11 protein-coding genes are annotated in these 18,111 nt (G+C 61.2%); 7 read left to right on the forward strand and 4 right to left on the reverse strand.

What is annotated here, in order from left to right:
* Positions 1–114: 114 nt before the first annotated feature.
* Positions 115–1,950, forward strand: a complete 1,836-nt coding sequence (locus tag ACW9I6_RS10295) for a hypothetical protein (RefSeq protein ID WP_003215851.1) — start codon at positions 115–117, stop codon at positions 1,948–1,950.
* A gap of 51 nt (positions 1,951–2,001) precedes the next feature.
* Here ACW9I6_RS10295 and ACW9I6_RS10300 read toward each other — a convergent pair whose 3' ends face one another.
* Both ACW9I6_RS10300 and ACW9I6_RS10305 read right to left on the reverse strand, forming a co-directional pair.
* Positions 2,002–2,328, reverse strand: coding sequence for a PA4575 family protein (locus ACW9I6_RS10300; RefSeq protein ID WP_457339251.1), 327 nt, complete (start codon positions 2,326–2,328; stop codon positions 2,002–2,004).
* A gap of 200 nt (positions 2,329–2,528) precedes the next feature.
* A complete protein-coding gene (locus tag ACW9I6_RS10305; RefSeq protein ID WP_003215847.1) occupies positions 2,529–4,967 on the reverse strand; it encodes a Lon protease family protein in 2,439 nt (812 codons plus the stop codon).
* 267 nt (positions 4,968–5,234) lie between these two features.
* Here ACW9I6_RS10305 and ACW9I6_RS10310 point away from each other — a divergent pair, with 267 nt between their 5' ends.
* From ACW9I6_RS10310 to ACW9I6_RS10325, 4 genes are all read left to right on the forward strand, one after another.
* Entirely contained in the window at positions 5,235–5,723 is a 489-nt protein-coding gene (locus tag ACW9I6_RS10310; RefSeq protein WP_003215845.1) for a DUF3015 domain-containing protein, read from the forward strand.
* Positions 5,724–5,816: 93 nt separating this feature from the next.
* Complete coding sequence (locus tag ACW9I6_RS10315) at positions 5,817–7,670, forward strand: Lnb N-terminal periplasmic domain-containing protein (RefSeq protein ID WP_087695249.1); 1,854 nt, start codon at positions 5,817–5,819, stop codon at positions 7,668–7,670.
* A gap of 389 nt (positions 7,671–8,059) precedes the next feature.
* A complete protein-coding gene (locus ACW9I6_RS10320; protein ID WP_003215838.1) occupies positions 8,060–8,416 on the forward strand; it encodes a hypothetical protein in 357 nt (118 codons plus the stop codon).
* A 70-nt stretch (positions 8,417–8,486) separates the two neighbouring features.
* On the forward strand, positions 8,487–8,984 hold the full coding sequence (locus tag ACW9I6_RS10325) for a GreA/GreB family elongation factor (RefSeq protein WP_003215837.1): 498 nt from the start codon (positions 8,487–8,489) through the stop codon (positions 8,982–8,984).
* Here ACW9I6_RS10325 and gdhA read toward each other — a convergent pair.
* Both gdhA and ettA read right to left on the reverse strand, forming a co-directional pair.
* Entirely contained in the window at positions 8,981–10,318 is a 1,338-nt protein-coding gene (gdhA, locus tag ACW9I6_RS10330) for an NADP-specific glutamate dehydrogenase (protein ID WP_457339253.1), read from the reverse strand. The genes ACW9I6_RS10325 and gdhA overlap by 4 nt on opposite strands.
* 350 nt (positions 10,319–10,668) lie before the next feature.
* The gene (gene ettA, locus ACW9I6_RS10335; protein WP_003215833.1) at positions 10,669–12,333 is read right to left on the reverse strand and encodes an energy-dependent translational throttle protein EttA; all 1,665 of its coding nucleotides are present in this window, start codon (positions 12,331–12,333) and stop codon (positions 10,669–10,671) included.
* Positions 12,334–12,618: 285 nt separating this feature from the next.
* Between ettA and ACW9I6_RS10340 the strand changes: the two genes are divergently transcribed.
* Both ACW9I6_RS10340 and glyA read left to right on the forward strand, forming a co-directional pair.
* On the forward strand, positions 12,619–16,470 hold the full coding sequence (locus ACW9I6_RS10340) for a bifunctional diguanylate cyclase/phosphodiesterase (protein WP_023659180.1): 3,852 nt from the start codon (positions 12,619–12,621) through the stop codon (positions 16,468–16,470).
* A gap of 241 nt (positions 16,471–16,711) precedes the next feature.
* A complete protein-coding gene (gene glyA, locus ACW9I6_RS10345; protein WP_008432824.1) occupies positions 16,712–17,965 on the forward strand; it encodes a serine hydroxymethyltransferase in 1,254 nt (417 codons plus the stop codon).
* Positions 17,966–18,111 lie beyond the last annotated feature (146 nt).

Here is an 18,111-nt window from a genome sequence, read left to right on the forward strand (position 1 = left end):
AAACCCCAGAAACCGTCGAGAAAACTGATCTGTACGGCATCTGTTAAGGAATTTTTCTGCTAGTGTCGAGCTCATCAACTCGGCTCGATGATGTCGGACAGGAAAACTCAGATAATGGATGTGCGATCCCCTTTGGCCAGCCTTGGCCTGTGTGCGGCGTTGCTGATGGGCAGCGGTTGTTCCCCAAGCGATGAACACAAGCAAGCCAGTCTCGAAGAGAAAACCGCCAAGTTCGAACAATCCCTGGACGCCATCCAGGACCCCAAGCTCAAGGACGCCGTGTCCGAGCTCGGAGGCTCGCTGCTGTTGCTGGAACGGGCGCGCGCCAAGCTCGCCACCAAGCCCATCGAGGCCGAGTACAGCGAAGACGCCCTGGCGCTGCTCAAGCATTACCCTACGCCGCAGGCCCTGGTCGATACCTACATCAATGGCCTGTTTGTCCTGCGCAAGGCGTCCCATTCGGACTACCTGACGGACCTGCAGCCGATCTTCCCGTTCAACTTCAACATGCCCGACCAGTTCCCCTTCCCACACGGCCTGGAATGGCAGTCGGTGACCCTGAGTAACAACAAGGTCATCCCGTTCCAGCCGGAATGGTCGGAAACCGACCCGGGCATCCAGTTGAGCCCCACCAGTTCCAACCTGACCAACCCCGATGACCTGACGGTGACCTACCCGTTCGTCGAAGGCGTCGAGACGGAGAACAAAAGCCAGCCGCAGCCCGTCACCCTCAAGGGCAAGGTGGAAGTGATTGCCCCGCGTAAAGTCTTCACCTTCGACTTGTCGAAAAAGGACGTGGGCCGCAAGCGCACCGAAGAAAACGTCACCGTCACCCTGCTGGCCCTGGAAAAGAACTACGCCGAGATCGAACTGACCAACAGCGCCCCGCTGGCGCCGGAAGTCGCGGACGAATCGCCGAACCCGTTGCTGGTGCAGGCTCGTGACACCACCGGGCAATTTCTCTCGCGCTCGGGCTCGATCAACGAAAACGCCGCGCAACTGGCGTTCTACGAGAAGCAGCTGGCCGAAATGCAGAAGCAGAAGGCCTGGTCCGACGCCTTCGAGAAACAGCTGGAAGACGAGCAGAAAGCCTTCGAGCTCAAGCAGAACAGCCACTACACCAAGGTGTACTTCAATGGCCTGATCGACAATGTGCAAGTCAGCGTGCTCGACTTTTCCCAGGCCACGGTGACCCGCAAGGACCTGGACCTGCCCGTACGGCGCTTCGACAAGAACAGCCTGGAAAAAACCGTACAGCCGTTGCCGATGCCCGTCACCGTGTATGACGACCAGGCCGCGGATTGGCTCAAGGACGCCACCCTGTCCGAAGACCAACTGAAGAAAAGCGTCACCATCAACCAGTCGGTGGATGACGCCAGTGCGGCGCACGTTGAGTTCGATCACCCCTACACCTTCAACGACGACCTGCTGGGCGAGGACCGCGGCGGCGGCGATGCCCCGGTGACGTTCCTCACCGCCAACGACGAAGGCAAGCTTGGCGAGCCGATCGAACTGCCCGCCGAAGCCTACGAGGTCGACCCGGGGCGCGGCACCATCACCTATGACCTGAACCTGTTCCCTGAAAACCCGGGGTTTGCCGTCGGATCGATGCCGCTGTTCCTGGCGACCATCGAGAAAGGCAGCCTCACTGCCGGGCAACTGCCCAAAGGCCTGGAGCTGAAGGACAACGCGCTGATTGTCGACCAGAAGCTGTTCCCCTCTGACAGCTGGCGGTTCTATGCCAAGGACGCCAGCGGCAACTACCTGAAGGAAATTCTCGGCGTCAGCCACCGCGCCGAGGAATACGGCACGGCGCTGTTCGACGTGCATTACTTCTACGGCCAGCCGACGACATTGGAAACCTACCAGCGCACCGGCCTGGACACGGTGCAGTATGGGTTCGAGGTCAAGCTGGACAAACCCGAGGCGGCCCCTGCCCCCAAGCCATAGCCCCTCCCCCGTAGCAGCTGTCGAGCGCCAGCTGCTACGGGGGGAGTGCGGTCAGCGGATACCGCTTAGCACCGTCTGCCGCCCACCGTTGAGTTGTCGCAAGTGCGCCTGCAGGTGCAGGCACCAGATCTGCGGGTCGTCAGCCAGCTCGTACCCGTGCAGGGTCAGGCTTTCAACAATCGAATCGAGGATGGTTTGTGCCACGAAAGGTCCGTGGAACGGGCCTTGGGACTTGATGGTGGAGGGTTGTTCGCCGGTCATTCCGGCGGCAAACAACAAGGTCCACATCCCGGTATCCCCCGCGAGAGGGCGAATGGAACATTCGATACGGGTGACCAGGCCCAGGCACTGGCGGGTGAGGCAGAGGTTGCGCGACATGGCGGCGACCCTCGGTAGATCCGGTATTCAGCCTCGCAGGGCAAGACTGTTTCTATCCAGCGACTCCTGTGGCTATCCCTTGAGCTGAGAATAGAAGAAACCCGGTACAAACCAAGGCTGGGGGACCAACGGACGACTGCCGTCACGACGGCGTCAAAAATATGCCGAAGGGACCTGGAACCAGGCCCCTTCGGCATTGATTACACCGGCTTGGTCTCAGCCAGTGCTTCCTGCGCCAACTCCTTCTCGGCTTCCTTCAGGTCATCTTCACTGATCATCTCGGCGATCGCCCGCAGACGCTCCACCACCCGCGCATTGACGCTGCCTTCGGGGAATTGCCCCTCTTCGTCGGGCGAACCCGCAGGCTCACCCACCAGCAGGCTCAAGGCCTCGTCGGCCTGACGCACGGCATAGACGTGGAATTGCCCCTGCCGCACGGCCTGCAACACCTTCTCATCGAGCATCAGTGTCGCGACGTTGGCCTGGGGAATGATCGCCCCCTGCTCGCCGGTCAGCCCGCGGGCCTCGCAAAGACGGAAGAAACCTTCGATCTTCTCGTTGACCCCGCCGACCGCCTGCACCTCACCAAACTGGTTGATCGAGCCGGTGATGGCAAAGCACTGCTTGAGCGGCGTCTTCGACAGGGCCGAGATCAAGGTGCAGGCTTCGCCCAGGGACGCGCTGTCGCCGTCGACATAGCCGTAGGACTGCTCCAGGGCGATACTCGCCGAGATCGCCAACGGGAATTCCTGGGCATAACGGCTGCCCAGGTAACCGGTGAGGATCATCACGCCCTTGGAGTGAATCGGCTGGCCGAGGTTAACTTCACGCTCGATATCGACGATGCCGCTGCCGCCCGGGTACACCGTGGCAGAAATCCGCGCCGGCACACCAAACGCCGAGTCACCCACCTCCAGCACCGTCAGCCCGTTGCACTTGCCCACCGCCGCGCCGGCGGTGTCGATCAGGATCACCCCGGCGAGCATGTCGTCGAGAATCCGCGCCGACACCCGCCCGGTGCGCGTGGCCTTAGCCTTGAGTGCGCGCTCGATGTGCCCGGAGTCGGTGCGCTCATCACCGGCCAGGTGACGAATGAAGTCCGCTTCGCTGACCAGCTGGAACAAATCACCGATACGCGCCGACAAGCGGCCCTGGTTCTCCGCCAACCGCGCGCTGTAGGTCGCCAGCCGCGCCACCGCATCGGAGGTCAACGGCGCCATGCCTTCTTCCGAGGTGCGGGTTTTCAGCAACTGGGCGAACTGCTCCAGGCTTTCATCCACCATCGGGATGTCTTCGTCAAAATCCACCAGTACCCGGAACATCTCCTGGAAGTCCGGATCCGCGTCCTGCAACGCGTAGTACAACTGGCGGGAGCCGATGATGATCACCTTGAGCTGCAACGGGATCACTTGCGGGTTGAGGGTCACCGTGGCCAGGCGGCCCAGTTCGCCCAGCGGTGATTCCATCTTCAGCTTGCGCGATTGCAAGGCACGCTTGAGGGCGTCCCATACAAACGGCTCGCTGAGCATCTTCTCGGCTTCAAGGATCAGGAAACCACCGTTGGCACGGTGCAGCGCACCCGGACGCAATTGGCGATAGGTGGTGTAGAGCGCGCCCTGGTCGGTGCTGTATTCAATACGACCGAACAGGTTGTCGTAGGTCGGATGCGGCTCAAAGACCACCGGCGCGCCACCGTTGATCGGATGCCCCACCACCAGGCTCGGGCAGTACTGTTCTTCCAGCAACTTGCGGGCCTGGGCGTCGGTTTTCGCGTCGTCCACCAACTGCTCGACCACGGTTTTCAGCAGGTAGACCTGCATCGCCTGCAAGTAGCCGCAGACGGCCGCGTTCTCCGCATATTTTTCGGACAACGGCGCCAGCAGTGGCTGCAAGGCCAGCGTGATGGTTTCTTCGTTGAACTGGCGCATCTGGTTATTGGACTCGCGCTTCCACTGGGGCAGGCTGGCGAGTTCTTCGTTGAGGCGTTCTTCCAGTTCGGAAATATCGGTGTGGAAACGCTCGCGGTCGGCTTCGGGCAACTGCGAGAACTCGGCCTCGTCCAGGGCCTTGCCGTCGAGCATCGGGGTAAACGCAATGTTGGTGCTGTCACGGTACAGCGCCACGTCTTTTTCCAGGGCCAGGCGCTCGATGACGTCCAGGGCACGGTCGTAACGCTGGTTGAAGGCACGGTCGATGGCGCTTTTGCGCTGTTGATACGTCGGGTGTTCAAACACCGCCGGGAAGGTCGCGACCAGGTTGTCGATCAGGCCGTTGATATCGGAGATGAACGCGGCAGCACCACCCGCAGGCAGTTCCAGCGCGCGGGGTTCGCGAGGCTCATCGAAATTATTGACGTAGACCCAGTCGGCCGGGGTCTGCAGGCGCTTGCCTTCGGCCTTGAGGTAGCGTTTGACGAACGAAAAGCGCCCGGTACCGGGCTCGCCCATCACAAATACGTTGTAACCGGGGCGTGGCATGGCCACACCAAACTGCAAGGCTTCGACCGCACGTTCCTGGCCAAGCACACCGCGAAAGGGCTCCAAATCATTGGTGGTCGAGAAGCTGAACTGTTCAGCGGAAAAAGGACGGGTCAGCGCTTCGGGCGCTAGACGCAAGCTGGCAGCAACAGGATCAGGCATCGGGCTTCCTTACATCAGGCGGGGCAGATGACGGCATTCTGGCGCCGGGTTGGGCCGGCTGGCAAGGACGGCTTGGGGAAAGCATAGCCCCGTGTTCGGGGCTGTAAAAAAACCGAGTGTTTCCGGCTTGTTTCATAAAAAGTCACGGAACCCTTGGATCATGCCTAAACTCCAACCTGCTGCGGGTTGGACTAATAACCGACCCCTAGGGTGCTGTCAGGCACCTGAACCCTTGTCCATTGGTTTGCACACAAAGAGAACAAAGCTATGAAACGGATCCTTCTCGGTACTCTCTTCACCGTCGTCTCCCTCAATGCAATGGCAGAAGCGCCAGGTGGCCCGAACTGCGGTTGGGGCAACATGTTGTTCGAAGGCCAACGCGGCACTCCGGCTCACTTCCTGGCCTCCACCACCAACGGTACCTCGGGTAACGCCACGTTCGGCATGACCTCGGGCACCAACGGCTGCAGCACCAACAGCGCACTGACCTACGGTGGCAAATCGTGGATTGCCATGAATGGCATGATGAACGAGCTGTCCGAAGACATGGCCAAGGGTAACGGCGAAGCGCTGACTACCTACGCTGTAGTACTGGGCGTTGCTCCTGAAGACCGCGAGCACTTTGCCGCTGTGACTCACGAGCACTTCCAGCAAATCTTCAGCAAGGCTGACGTAACCGCTGATGACGTGCACAACAACACCCTGGCTGTACTGAAAAGCGACACCCGTCTGGCGAAATACGCTACCCAGGCTTAAGCTCGACCCGCCCGTGCCTTTCGAGGCACGGGTTTTATTATTTTTGGACCTGCCTCCCCTTTGGGTCTTTTTATCTCGACTTAAGTTGCCCACATGCTCAAACGCCTTGCCTACCTGGCACTCTTCGCCTGCGCCCCGCTGTATGCGGCGCCGCACCTTGATGATCAACGTTTGCAGCAACTGGCCAACGACCCGTTCTGGCTTTCACTGGGGCACTACGAATCCGGCAAGTTCAAAGGCTGGCGTAGCTATGTCAGCGACAAGAAATTCTTCCTCGCTCCCGATGGCGCCCACCATCCGGACCAGGAGCTGAAGGCCACTGTCGAGGCGCTGTATGCCCCGGCCAGCCTCGGCGAAAAGCACGCCCAATGCGTTTACCCGGCACGTACACGCTGGCTCAAGGACCAGTTGCACCTGAGCGACTTGCCGGCGCTGGACTGCAAGGAGTTCAAGCAATGGTTCAAGGACGTCGCCCCCCACAGCGCGGTGATGATCTTCCCGGCGGCCTACCTCAACAGCCCATCATCAATGTTCGGCCATACCCTGCTGCGCATCGACCAGGCTGACGTGCAGAGCAACAACACCGCCCTGCTCAGCTACGCGATCAACTTTGGCGCCTATATCGAAGGCTCGGACAACAGCATCCTCTACGCCTGGAAGGGCCTGATGGGCGGCTACCCGGGCCTGTTCGCGCTGGTGCCCTACCAGGAAAAACTCTCGGAATACCGTAGCCTGGAGAACCGCGACCTGTGGGAATACCGCCTGAACCTGACCCAGGTCGAGACCGAGCGCATGGTCGAGCACGTGTGGGAACTCAAGCAGATCCAGTTCGACTACTTCTTCTTCGACGAAAACTGCTCCTATCGCCTGCTGGAACTGCTGCAAGTGGCCCGCCCAAGCCTGCGGTTGACCGAACAATTCCCGCTGACCGCGATCCCTACCGACACGGTAAAAGCCGTGAAAGAAGCCGGCCTGGTGGAGAAAATCGATTACCGCCCTTCCCGTGAACGGGAGCTGCTGGAACGCGCCAAGCCGCTGGACAGCGACGAGCAGCAATGGGTGCTGAAGATCAGCGACGACCAGAAACAACTGCAGGACCCGGCGTTCAAGGCCATCGCCAAAGACCGCCAGGCCCTGATCATCGACGCCGCCTACCGCCTTGGCCGCTACCGCGCCAACGGCCTGGAGCGCGACACCGAACGCTCCCAGCGCAGCTTCGAACTGCTGCGGGCGATCAACCAGAACCCGGCGCCGGACCTGAAGATCGAACGCCCCGGCCTGCCCGAAGACGGCCACGAATCCCGCACCTGGCAAGCCGGCATCGGCACCCGGGGCGACAAGGCCTTCGGCGAATACGGCCTGCGCATGGCCTACCACGACCTGAACGACAACGCCGAAGGCTTTCCCTTGGGCGCGCAGATTGAAATCCTGCAAATGAAACTGCGCCAGTACGAAGGCAACCACTGGCAATTGCAGCAACTGGATCTGGCAACCATCCGCTCACTGACCCCACGCAACGAGCTGCTGCAACCGTGGTCGTGGCAAGTCACCGGCGGCCTGGAGCGCGTACCGGGCAAGCATGACGACGAGACACTCGTCAGCCACGTCAACGGTGGCGCGGGCGGCACCTGGCAACTGCGCGACGACATGCTTGGCTTCGCCCTCGGCACCGTGCGCGTGGAGCACAACAGCGACTTCGGTGAAGCCATCTCCCCGGCTGCCGGGTTCAATACAGGTGTGTTGTGGCGCAACCCGCTGGGCAACCTGAGCCTGGAAGCCAAGGGTGACTTCTTCACCAATGGCGAGGTGCGGCGCAGTATCAGCCTGAATCAACAGTGGGAATTGTCGCGCAACCTGGGGCTGAGACTGAGTGCGCAGCGGGAATACAGCCACCTCGCGACACCGGTGAACGAAGTGATGCTGGAAGTGAAGTGGTATCACTATTAATCCCTGAGCCGTAGATCGTTCCCACGCTCCGCGTGGGAATGCATCCTGTGACGCTCTGCGTCACGACCTTTAAAAGCGGACGCAGAGCGTCCAGAGCGGCATGCCCACGCAGAGCGTGGGAACGATCTCTAATTAGTCCATAAGGAGCTTGCTCCCGCGGGGCTGCGCAGCAGCCCCAAAACCAGACACCTCACCCTCTCTGGAATATCTCAATACCCTGAACAGGGGCCGCTTCGCGCCCCAGCGGGAGCAAGCTCCCTCGCCACAGGGCGCGCGTGATCGCCCGAAGCCGCAGCGTCACACGGATTTCTCACATCCGTTTCACATACCCCGAACGAATCCACTCCTACACTTCCCCCATCAGCCGTTCAACGGCCAGGGAGCAAGCGATGTGGCGGTACGCTGTAGTGCTGGGCCTGTTGGCCCTGCTGTCGGGTTGCCAATCAACCCATGAGGATTTGCTGGCCAAGGGTTATCCACCCGCCTTCGCCGATGGCTATGACGACGGTTGCAGCAGCGGCCGCCAGGCTGCCGGGGTGATCACCGGGGAATTTCGCAAGAACGTCCCGCGCTACCTGAAAGACCGCACCTACGCCGAAGGCTGGGATGATGGCTTTCGCCAATGCAAGGCCATGCGCGAGAACGAAGACCTGAACGACTACAAGAATCGCCACTGGGACGACCGCGAACGCGCCTGGCAACAGGAAAAAGACCGCGACGCTGCCAGGGCCTTTCGCTCGCAATAGGTCGCTTCCAGACATCCAGCGAAACTTAACCCCTGCGACCATGGCCCAAACTCCATAGCAGGAGAACGTCATGAGTCGAGCTTTCGTCAACGAAGACAGCGCCGCTGCCCAGGCCAGCCAACCGGTGGAACGCCAGGTCAGCGCGCAACCCAATCACCTCACTGCCCGCGGACTTGCACAATTGCAGGCCAGGGTCGCGCAGTTGCAGCATGAGCACAGCGAAGAATCCGCCAAGGGCGAGCAGGCCGATAAACAGCGCCAGGCCGACCTTGAGCGGGATTTGCGTTACTTCAACCAGCGCCTGCAAAGCGCACAGGTGGTGGCGCCGGCAACCTCCACCGACAAGGTGCAAATCGGCAGCTGGGTGACCTTTGCCAACGAACAGGACGAAGAGCAGCGCATTCAGTTAGTGGGCGAAGACCAGGCCGACGCCACGGTGGGCCTGATCAACTGGGGTTCGCCACTGGGCCGCGCTCTGCTGGGTGCACAGGTGGGCGACGAGGTGCTGTGGAGGCGCCCCGTCGGTGATCAGTTGATCGAAATCCTGCGCATCGAACCCGAGGGTTAAACGATGCCCTGGGCCAGCATTGCATCCGCAACCTTCACGAAGCCTGCAATGTTGGCGCCCTTCACGTAGTTGACCCGGCCGTTCTCTTCGCCGTAGTGCACGCACGCATGGTGGATCGACTGCATGATGTTGTGCAGCTTGCTGTCCACTTCACCGGCGGTCCACAGCAGGCGCATGGCGTTCTGCGACATCTCCAGCCCGCTCACCGCCACCCCGCCGGCATTGGACGCCTTGCCTGGCGCGAACAGGATGCCGGCCTCGATAAAGATATCCACCGCCTCCAGGGTGGTCGGCATGTTGGCGCCTTCGGCCACGCAGACGCAGCCATTGCGCAACAGGGTGCGCGCCGCTTCGGCGTCCAGTTCATTCTGAGTGGCGCAGGGCAACGCGATGTCGCAGGCCAGCTCCCATGGTGCTTTGCCGGCGCGGAATTCCAGGCCGAAACGCGATGCCAGCTCGCTGATGCGCCCGCGCTGTACGTTTTTCAGTTCAAGCAGTGCCGACCATTGTTCTTCGGTCAAACCGCTTTCGCAGTACAGAGTGCCTTCGGAGTCGGACAAGGAAATCACCTTGCCGCCCAGGTCCATGACCTTGCGCGCCGCGTACTGAGCGACGTTGCCGGAGCCGGAGATGGCCACGCGCTTGCCTTCGACCCGCTCGCCGTCGCGCTTGAGCATTTCTTCAGCGAAGTACACGCAGCCAAAACCGGTGGCCTCCGGGCGAATCAGGCTGCCGCCGTAGCTCATGCCCTTGCCGGTCAGCACCGAGGTGAACTGGTTGCTCAGGCGCTTGTACTGGCCGAACAGGAAGCCGATCTCCCGGGCGCCCACGCCAATATCACCGGCGGGCACGTCCACGTCCGAGCCGATATGGCGATACAGCTCGCTCATGAACGCCTGGCAGAAACGCATCACCTCGGCGTCGCTCTTGCCCTTGGGATCGAAGTCGGAGCCGCCCTTGCCGCCGCCCATGGGCAGCGAGGTCAGGGAGTTCTTGAAGGTTTGTTCGAAGGCGAGAAATTTCAGCACGCCCAGGTTCACCGACGGGTGGAAGCGCAGGCCGCCTTTGTAGGGGCCGATGGCGCTGTTCATCTGGATCCGGAACCCGCGATTGACTCGTACCTTGCCCTGGTCATCTTCCCACGACACCCGGAACACAATCGCACGCTCCGGCTCGCAGATGCGCTCCAGGATGCCCGAGTTCAGGTAGTGGGGATTGGCTTCAAGAAACGGCCACAAACTGCGCAGGACTTCTTCCACGGCCTGGTGGAATTCCGGCTGGTCGGGGTCGCGTTTCTTGAGGCGGGCAAGGAAGGATTCAACGGATTCGATCATGAAAAGTCTCGGCAAATTTATTGTCGTTAAAGGAGATTTGTCCCGGACTTTATCAATTCATGTCGCACCGCGACAGGGCAAAATGTCGCTTTTGTGAATTTAAATGGTGCATTAGATATAAATACAGGCGTTTTTTTGCACCTTAATGAGGATTTCAATCCAGGCCTTGCACCAACAGTTAATCCGCTATCGCAGGCAAGCCAGCTCCTACATTTGATCCAGTACATCCATGACAATGCGGTCAACTGTGGGAGCTGGCTTGCCTGCGATGCAGACGACGCGGTCCACCTGAAAACACGCAAAAAAAAGCGGAACCCGAAGGCTCCGCTTGTTCAAACCACCAACCCGGATCAGGCCAGCTTCTTGTGCCGTACACGATGCGGCTGGGCAGCAGCTTCGCCGAGGCGTTTCTTGCGATCGGCTTCGTATTCGGTGTAGTTGCCTTCGAAGAACACCGCCTGGGAGTCGTCTTCGTACGCCAGGATGTGAGTGGCCACGCGGTCAAGGAACCACCGATCGTGAGAGATCACAATGGCGGCGCCCGGGAAGTCCAGCAGGGCTTCTTCCAGGGAACGCAGGGTTTCAACGTCGAGGTCGTTTGACGGTTCGTCGAGCAGCAATACGTTGCCGCCTTCTTTCAGGGTCAGGGCCAGGTGCAAGCGACCGCGCTCACCACCGGACAGGTCCTTGACGAACTTCTGCTGGTCGCCGCCCTTGAAGTTGAAGCGACCCACGTAGGTGCGCGACGGGATTTCGTAGTTGCCGATACGGATCTGGTCGGAACCGTCGGAAATCTGCTGGAACACCGTCTTGCTGCCGTCGAGGTCGTCGCGGCTCTGGTCAACGCAAGCCAGCTGCACGGTTTCGCCGACTTCGATGGTGCCCGAGTCCGGTTGTTCCTTGCCCATCAGCATGCGGAACAGCGTGGATTTACCCGCACCGTTACCGCCGATCACGCCAACGATGGCGCCTTTTGGCATGGAGAACGACAGGTTGTCGATCAACACGCGGTCGCCGTAGCCCTTGCAGACGTTCTTGAACTCGATGACCTTGTCACCCAGGCGCGGACCGGCCGGGATGTAGATTTCGTTGGTCTCGGAACGCTTCTGGAATTCCTGGGACTGCATCTCTTCGAAACGCGCCAGACGGGCCTTGGATTTCGACTGACGCGCCTTGGCGCCTTTACGCACCCATTCCAGCTCGTCCTTCATGGCCTTTTCATGGGCCGACTGTTGCTTGGATTCGGCGGCCAGACGGTCGGACTTGGCTTCCAGCCAACCGGAGTAGTTGCCCTCGTAAGGGATACCGGCGCCACGGTCGAGCTCGAGGATCCAGCCAGCAACGTTGTCCAGGAAGTACCGGTCGTGCGTGATCGCAACCACGGTGCCCGGGAAGTCGTGCAGGAAATGCTCCAGCCAGGCGACGGAATCGGCGTCCAGGTGGTTGGTCGGTTCGTCGAGCAGCAGCATGTCGGGGGCCGACAGCAGCAGGCGGCACAGGGCCACACGACGCTTTTCACCACCGGACAGGTGTTCAACCTTGGCGTCCCACGCCGGCAGGCGCAGCGCGTCGGCGGCGACTTCCAGCTGGCGGTCCAGGTTGTGACCGTCGGCGGCTTGCAGGATGGCTTCGAGCTTGGCCTGTTCTGCCGCCAGTTTGTCGAAGTCGGCGTCTTCTTCAGCGTAGGCCGCGTAGACCTCGTCCAGGCGGGCCTGGGCGTTCTTGATCACGCTGACCGCTTCCTCGACCACTTCACGCACGGTCTTGGTCGGGTCCAGGATAGGTTCCTGTGGCAGGTAGCCGATGTTCAGGTCGGGCATCGGGCGGGCTTCGCCGTCGAACTCGGTGTCGACGCCGGCCATGATTTTCAACAGGGTGGATTTACCCGAACCGTTGAGGCCGAGCACGCCGATCTTGGCGCCCGGGAAGAAGGACAGAGAAATGTTTTTCAGGATTTCCCGCTTCGGAGGAACAACTTTTCCCAGCCGATGCATGGTGAAGACGTATTGAGCCATGGTGAACCTAGCGTCAGTGACTGATGAATTAAGCGGGCGAAACCCGTGCCAGGCCATGCGCCGCGCGGGCCGTTGATGTCTATCAATGCCTGCGTGCGGTAGATGCCTGATTGTCTGGGGCTGGAACGCCCTCGCGTAACCGGCAAAGCTACCTGAATGCGGGTGGGCAGTCCAGCCAGGCGGGGCTGGCACTTTGCCACAACACAAGGCATGCTAGCCGCCCTCCGGGCGTCCGGCTTATAGTGCACGTCGCGCGCCAGTCCAGCCAAACCGCAGGATCACAGTTTGTCCAACGTAACGCCGCCAACTCCCCTGCGCGCCGCTCATATAGCGCCGGGAGCGCCCCTGCACGGAACCCTGAAGGGCGCATTGGCGACGCTGGTCCTGTTGCTGCTCGCGTTATTGTTCTGGCAACTGCTGGACCAGTTGCAGCAAAACCAGAAAAACCAGCAGCAATACACCATCGACTACAGCGCCGACCTGGCCGAACAGATCAGCCTGAACATGGCCCTCAGTGCGCAGATCGCGCTGAACCTGCTGCCGATCGTCGAACCGCCGCGGGACGCCGAACAGCAACAAATCCTGATGCGCACCTTGCAACGCTCCCTGCCGGAGTTGCGCAGCGTCGCCCTGCTCGCCCCCAGCGGCGCGATGATCAGTGACAGCGCCAGCGATAGCCAGGACAGCGCCTGGCTCGAAGAACTGGTCAAGCGCAGCCACGCCCAGTCCTATTACCTGAGCAACAACAACGACGGCACCGTCATCTACCTGCTGCTGCACCAGCCCAGCGGCGGCACCAAGATGTACTGGGCCTTGCGCCTGGCCCCCAATTACCTGGCCAACCTGACCCGCCAGGATGGCCAGGGCCAGCGCCCGATGTGGGTCATCGAAAACCGCCTGAACCACCGGGTGGTCAGCCGTGACAGCGGGATGCCGGCCCAATGGGCCACCGCGTTGACCCCGGACGAATTGAACAAAAGTGTACTGGTCACGCCCCTGAGCAAGAGCGACTGGCAACTGCGCGGCCTGTTCGACCGCGCCGCCGTGCTGGAGCAACTGCTGCCAGCCTTTATCGGCAAATGCCTGTTGGGCCTGGCCTTCTCGCTGATCCCGGTGATCGTGCTGCTGAACATGCGCCGCCGCCAGCGCCAGGTGCACGAGGGGCGCCGGCGCTACCAGGATATTTTCGAAGGCACCGGCGTGGCGCTGTGCGTGCTCGACCTGTCGGGCCTGCGCGCGTTCTTCGATAGAGCCCGACTGCAAACCCGCGAGCAGTTGCAACAGTTGCTGCAAGACAACCCGGAACAGCGCCAGCAACTGCTCAAGGAACTGCGCATCACCGAGGTCAACCAGGTGGCGGTGCGCTTGCTGAATGTTGCCTCTTGCGAGCAGGCCTGGGAACGCCTGATCGACGCCTGCCCGTCGAGCCCGACCGCCATCGGCAACCAGGTGATCGACGCGGTGCTGACCCAGCAGAAGCAGCTTGAACTGGAAATCCAGCTCAGCGATATCGAAGGCAACGACCAATACCTGTGGCTGGTGATGCGCCTGCCGGAACAGCAGGACGACTTCAAGGCCGTGATCCTGAGCATCAGCGACATCACCAGCCGCAAGCTGATCGAGTTGTCACTGGTGGAGCGCGAGAGTTTCTGGTCGGACGTGGTGCGCACCGTGCCCGATCACCTGTATGTGCAGGACGTGATCAGCCAGCGGATGATTTTCAGCAACCACCACCTGGGCCACACCCTGGGCTACAACAAGCCCGAGCTGCAGCAGATGGGCGAGTACTTCTGGGAGATCCTGCTGCACCCCGAAGACGCCGAGCGCTACCACGACCTGCGCCTGCAACAGCGCCAGGCCGGCTACCTGAGCCAGTTGCAGTGCCAGTTGCGCTTTCGCCACCGCAACAACCAATGGCGGCGCTTCGACATCCGCGAACAGGCCCTGGCCCGTGACAAGACTGACCAGGTGACGCGCATCATCGGCGTGGCCAAGGACATCACCGACCAGATCGAAGCCAGTGAATCCCTGCGTGACAGCGAACAGCGCTACCGCATGCTGGCGGAAAGCATCAGCGACGTAATCTTCTCCACCGACAGCAAGCTGGCCCTCAACTACGTCAGCCCTTCGGTGAACGCGGTGCTGGGCTATGACGTCGACTGGATCTTCGAAAACGGCTGGCAATCGACCATCGCCAACCCGCAGCAACTGACCGGTATCTACTCCCTGGTGGAGCAAGTCAGCCGCGCCCTGGACCAACCCGAATCCCTCGCGGCCTTGCGCAACGACGTGCAGACCCAACTGTTCCTGTTCGACTGCCTGCGGGCCGACGGGCGCAAGATCCCCATCGAACTGCGCCTGGTGCTGGTGTGGGACGAACACGGCGCATTCGAGGGCATCCTTGGCGTGGGTCGCGATATCAGCCAGCAGCGCCGTGCGGAAAAAGACCTGCGCATGGCGGCTACTGTATTCGAACACTCCACCTCGGCGATCCTGATCACCGACCCGGCCGGCTACATCGTGCAGGCCAACGAGGCGTTCAGCCGGGTCAGCGGTTATGCGGTGGCGGACGTGCTCGACCAGTTGCCGAACATGCTCACCGTCGACGAACAGCAGGAAGCCCACCTGCGCTACGTGCTCAAGCAATTGCACCAGCACAGCACCTGGGAAGGCGAAGTGTGGCTCAAGCGCCGCAACGGCGAGCACTACCCGGCCTGGGTCGGAATTACTGCCGTGTTCGATGACGAAGGCGACCTGGCCAGCTACGTGTGCTTCTTCAGCGACATCAGCGAGCGCAAGGCCAGCGAGCAGCGCATCCACCGCCTGGCCTACTACGACGCCCTGACCCACCTGCCCAACCGCACGCTGTTCCAGGACCGCCTGCACACCGCGCTGCAATCGGCGGAACGGCAGAAGTCGTGGGTGGTGTTGATGTTCCTCGACCTCGACCGCTTCAAGCCGATCAACGACTCCCTGGGCCACGCCGCCGGCGACCGCATGCTCAAGGAAATGGCCACCCGCCTGCTGGGCTGCGTCGCCGAAGACGACACCGTGGCACGCATGGGCGGCGACGAGTTCACCTTGCTGCTGCAACCGCGGGTCAACCGTGAGATGGCGCTGAACCGGGCGATTCACGTGGCCGAGCAGATTCTGGCCAGCCTGGTGAAGCCGTTTGTGCTGGAGGGCCGCGAGTTCTTCGTCACCGCCAGTATCGGCATCGCCCTGAGCCCGCAGGACGGCAACGAACTCAGCCAGTTGATGAAAAACGCCGACACGGCGATGTACCACGCCAAAGAGCGGGGCAAGAACAACTTCCAGTTCTACCAGGCCGACATGAACGCCAGCGCCCTGGAACGCCTGGAGCTGGAAAGCGACCTGCGCCACGCCTTGGAACAGAACGAATTCGTGCTGTATTACCAGCCGCAGTTCAGCGGCGACGGCAAACGTTTGACCGGCGCCGAAGCCCTGCTGCGCTGGCGCCATCCGCGTCGCGGGCTGGTGCCGCCGGGGGACTTCATCCCGGTGTTGGAGGAGTTGGGGCTGGTGGTGGACGTGGGTGACTGGGTGATCAGCGAAGCCTGCCGCCAACTCAAGACCTGGCACCAGAACAAGGTGCGGGTACCCAAGGTTTCGGTCAACATTTCGGCCCGGCAGTTCTCCGACGGGCAACTGGGCGAGCGCATCGCCACCATCCTCAAGGACACCGGCCTGCCGCCGGCGTGCCTGGAGCTGGAGCTGACCGAAAGTATCCTGATGCGCGAGGTCAACGAAGCGATGCAGATCCTCGCCAGCCTGAAAAACCTCGGCCTGAGCATCGCGGTAGATGACTTCGGCACCGGTTATTCATCGTTGAACTACCTCAAGCAGTTCCCCATCGACGTGCTGAAGATCGACCGTACCTTTGTCGACGGCCTGCCGTCGGGCGAGCAGGATGCGCAGATTGCCCGGGCGATTATCGCCATGGCCCACAGCCTGAACCTGGCGGTGATCGCCGAGGGTGTGGAAACCCATGAGCAGCTGGACTTCCTGCGGGAGCACGGTTGCGATGAGGTGCAGGGCTACCTGTTCGGGCGACCGATGCCGGCGAACCGGTTTGAGGCGCAGTTCAGCAATGATGCGCTGTTTATGTTCGATTGAAATCCTCAGGTGATGCTGATGGCCTCTTCGCGAGCAAGCCCGCTCCCACATTCGACCGTATTCCACTTGAAGGAACCCGATTGAATGTGGGAGCGGGCTTGCTCGCGAAGGGGCCCGAACAAACACCACCTATCCCCAGATGAGCCCCGCTTGTCCGCGACATGATGTCCTTTCATATGCCATCTAAAACCCATTGGGTTAGAATGCGCTTCTTTTCTGCCCCCGATCCTTGAGGACCGCCATGTTCAGCCGTGATTTGACTATTGCCAAGTACGACGCCGATCTCTTTGCCGCCATGGAGCAAGAAGCTCAGCGCCAGGAAGAGCACATTGAGCTGATCGCTTCGGAAAACTACACCAGCCCCGCCGTGATGGAGGCTCAAGGTTCGGTTCTGACCAACAAGTACGCCGAAGGCTACCCGGGCAAGCGCTACTACGGCGGTTGCGAGTTCGTCGACATCGTTGAGCAACTGGCCATCGACCGCGCCAAGGAACTGTTCGGCGCCGATTACGCCAACGTCCAGCCACACGCCGGCTCCCAAGCCAACAGCGCCGTGTACCTAGCCCTGCTGCAAGCGGGCGACACCATCCTGGGCATGAGCCTGGCCCACGGCGGTCACCTGACCCACGGCGCCAGCGTTTCCTCCTCCGGCAAGCTGTACAACGCCGTTCAGTACGGCATCGACGGCAACGGCCTGATCGACTACGACGAAGTCGAGCGCCTGGCCGTTGAGCACAAGCCAAAAATGATCGTGGCTGGTTTCTCTGCCTACTCGCAGATCCTGGATTTCCCACGCTTCCGCGAAATCGCTGACAAGGTCGGCGCCTACCTGTTCGTCGACATGGCCCACGTGGCCGGTCTGGTCGCCGCTGGCGTCTACCCGAACCCGGTGCCGTTCGCTGACGTCGTGACCACCACCACCCACAAGACCCTGCGCGGTCCACGTGGCGGCCTGATCCTGGCTCGCGCCAACGCCGAGATCGAGAAGAAGCTGAACTCCGCCGTATTCCCAGGCGGCCAGGGTGGCCCGCTGGAGCACGTGATCGCCGCCAAAGCGATCTGCTTCAAGGAAGCGCTGCAGCCTGAGTTCAAGACCTACCAGCAGCAAGTGGTGAAAAACGCCAAGGCCATGGCCGGCGTGTTCATCGAGCGTGGTTTTGACGTGGTGTCCGGCGGTACTGAGAACCACCTGTTCCTGCTGTCGCTGATCAAGCAGGACATCTCCGGTAAAGACGCTGACGCCGCTCTGGGCAAAGCTTTCATCACCGTGAACAAGAACTCGGTACCGAACGACCCACGTTCGCCGTTCGTCACCTCCGGCCTGCGCTTCGGCACCCCGGCTGTGACCACTCGTGGCTTCAAGGAAGCAGAGTGCAAGGAACTGGCTGGCTGGATCTGCGACATCCTGGCTGACCTGAACAACGAAGCAGTGATTGACGCTGTGCGTGAGAAGGTCAAGGCCATCTGCAAGAAGCTGCCGGTATACGGCGCTTGATTGCAGTTGCTTGAATGAAAAGCCCGGCTCTTGAGCCGGGCTTTTTTATGCCTGAAAACGCTGCTTTCTCAATTTGAAATGACATCAAATGTGGGAGCGGGCTTGCTCGCGAAAGCGCTGTGTCAGTTGATGCATGGGCTGACTGA

The sequence above is a fragment of the Pseudomonas sp. SDO5522_S412 genome (assembly GCF_054071215.1).

What these genes read in the sequence shown, in the direction of transcription:
- ACW9I6_RS10295 (WP_003215851.1), top strand. Translation starts at nt 115, where the DNA reads ATGGATGTGCGATCCCCTTTGGCCAGCCTTGGCCTGTGTGCGGCGTTG.
- ACW9I6_RS10300 (WP_457339251.1), bottom strand. Translation starts at nt 2,328, where the DNA reads ATGTCGCGCAACCTCTGCCTCACCCGCCAGTGCCTGGGCCTGGTCACC.
- ACW9I6_RS10305 (WP_003215847.1), bottom strand. Translation starts at nt 4,967, where the DNA reads ATGCCTGATCCTGTTGCTGCCAGCTTGCGTCTAGCGCCCGAAGCGCTG.
- ACW9I6_RS10310 (WP_003215845.1), top strand. Translation starts at nt 5,235, where the DNA reads ATGAAACGGATCCTTCTCGGTACTCTCTTCACCGTCGTCTCCCTCAAT.
- ACW9I6_RS10315 (WP_087695249.1), top strand. Translation starts at nt 5,817, where the DNA reads ATGCTCAAACGCCTTGCCTACCTGGCACTCTTCGCCTGCGCCCCGCTG.
- ACW9I6_RS10320 (WP_003215838.1), top strand. Translation starts at nt 8,060, where the DNA reads ATGTGGCGGTACGCTGTAGTGCTGGGCCTGTTGGCCCTGCTGTCGGGT.
- ACW9I6_RS10325 (WP_003215837.1), top strand. Translation starts at nt 8,487, where the DNA reads ATGAGTCGAGCTTTCGTCAACGAAGACAGCGCCGCTGCCCAGGCCAGC.
- gdhA (WP_457339253.1), bottom strand. Translation starts at nt 10,318, where the DNA reads ATGATCGAATCCGTTGAATCCTTCCTTGCCCGCCTCAAGAAACGCGAC.
- ettA (WP_003215833.1), bottom strand. Translation starts at nt 12,333, where the DNA reads ATGGCTCAATACGTCTTCACCATGCATCGGCTGGGAAAAGTTGTTCCT.
- glyA (WP_008432824.1), top strand. Translation starts at nt 16,712, where the DNA reads ATGTTCAGCCGTGATTTGACTATTGCCAAGTACGACGCCGATCTCTTT.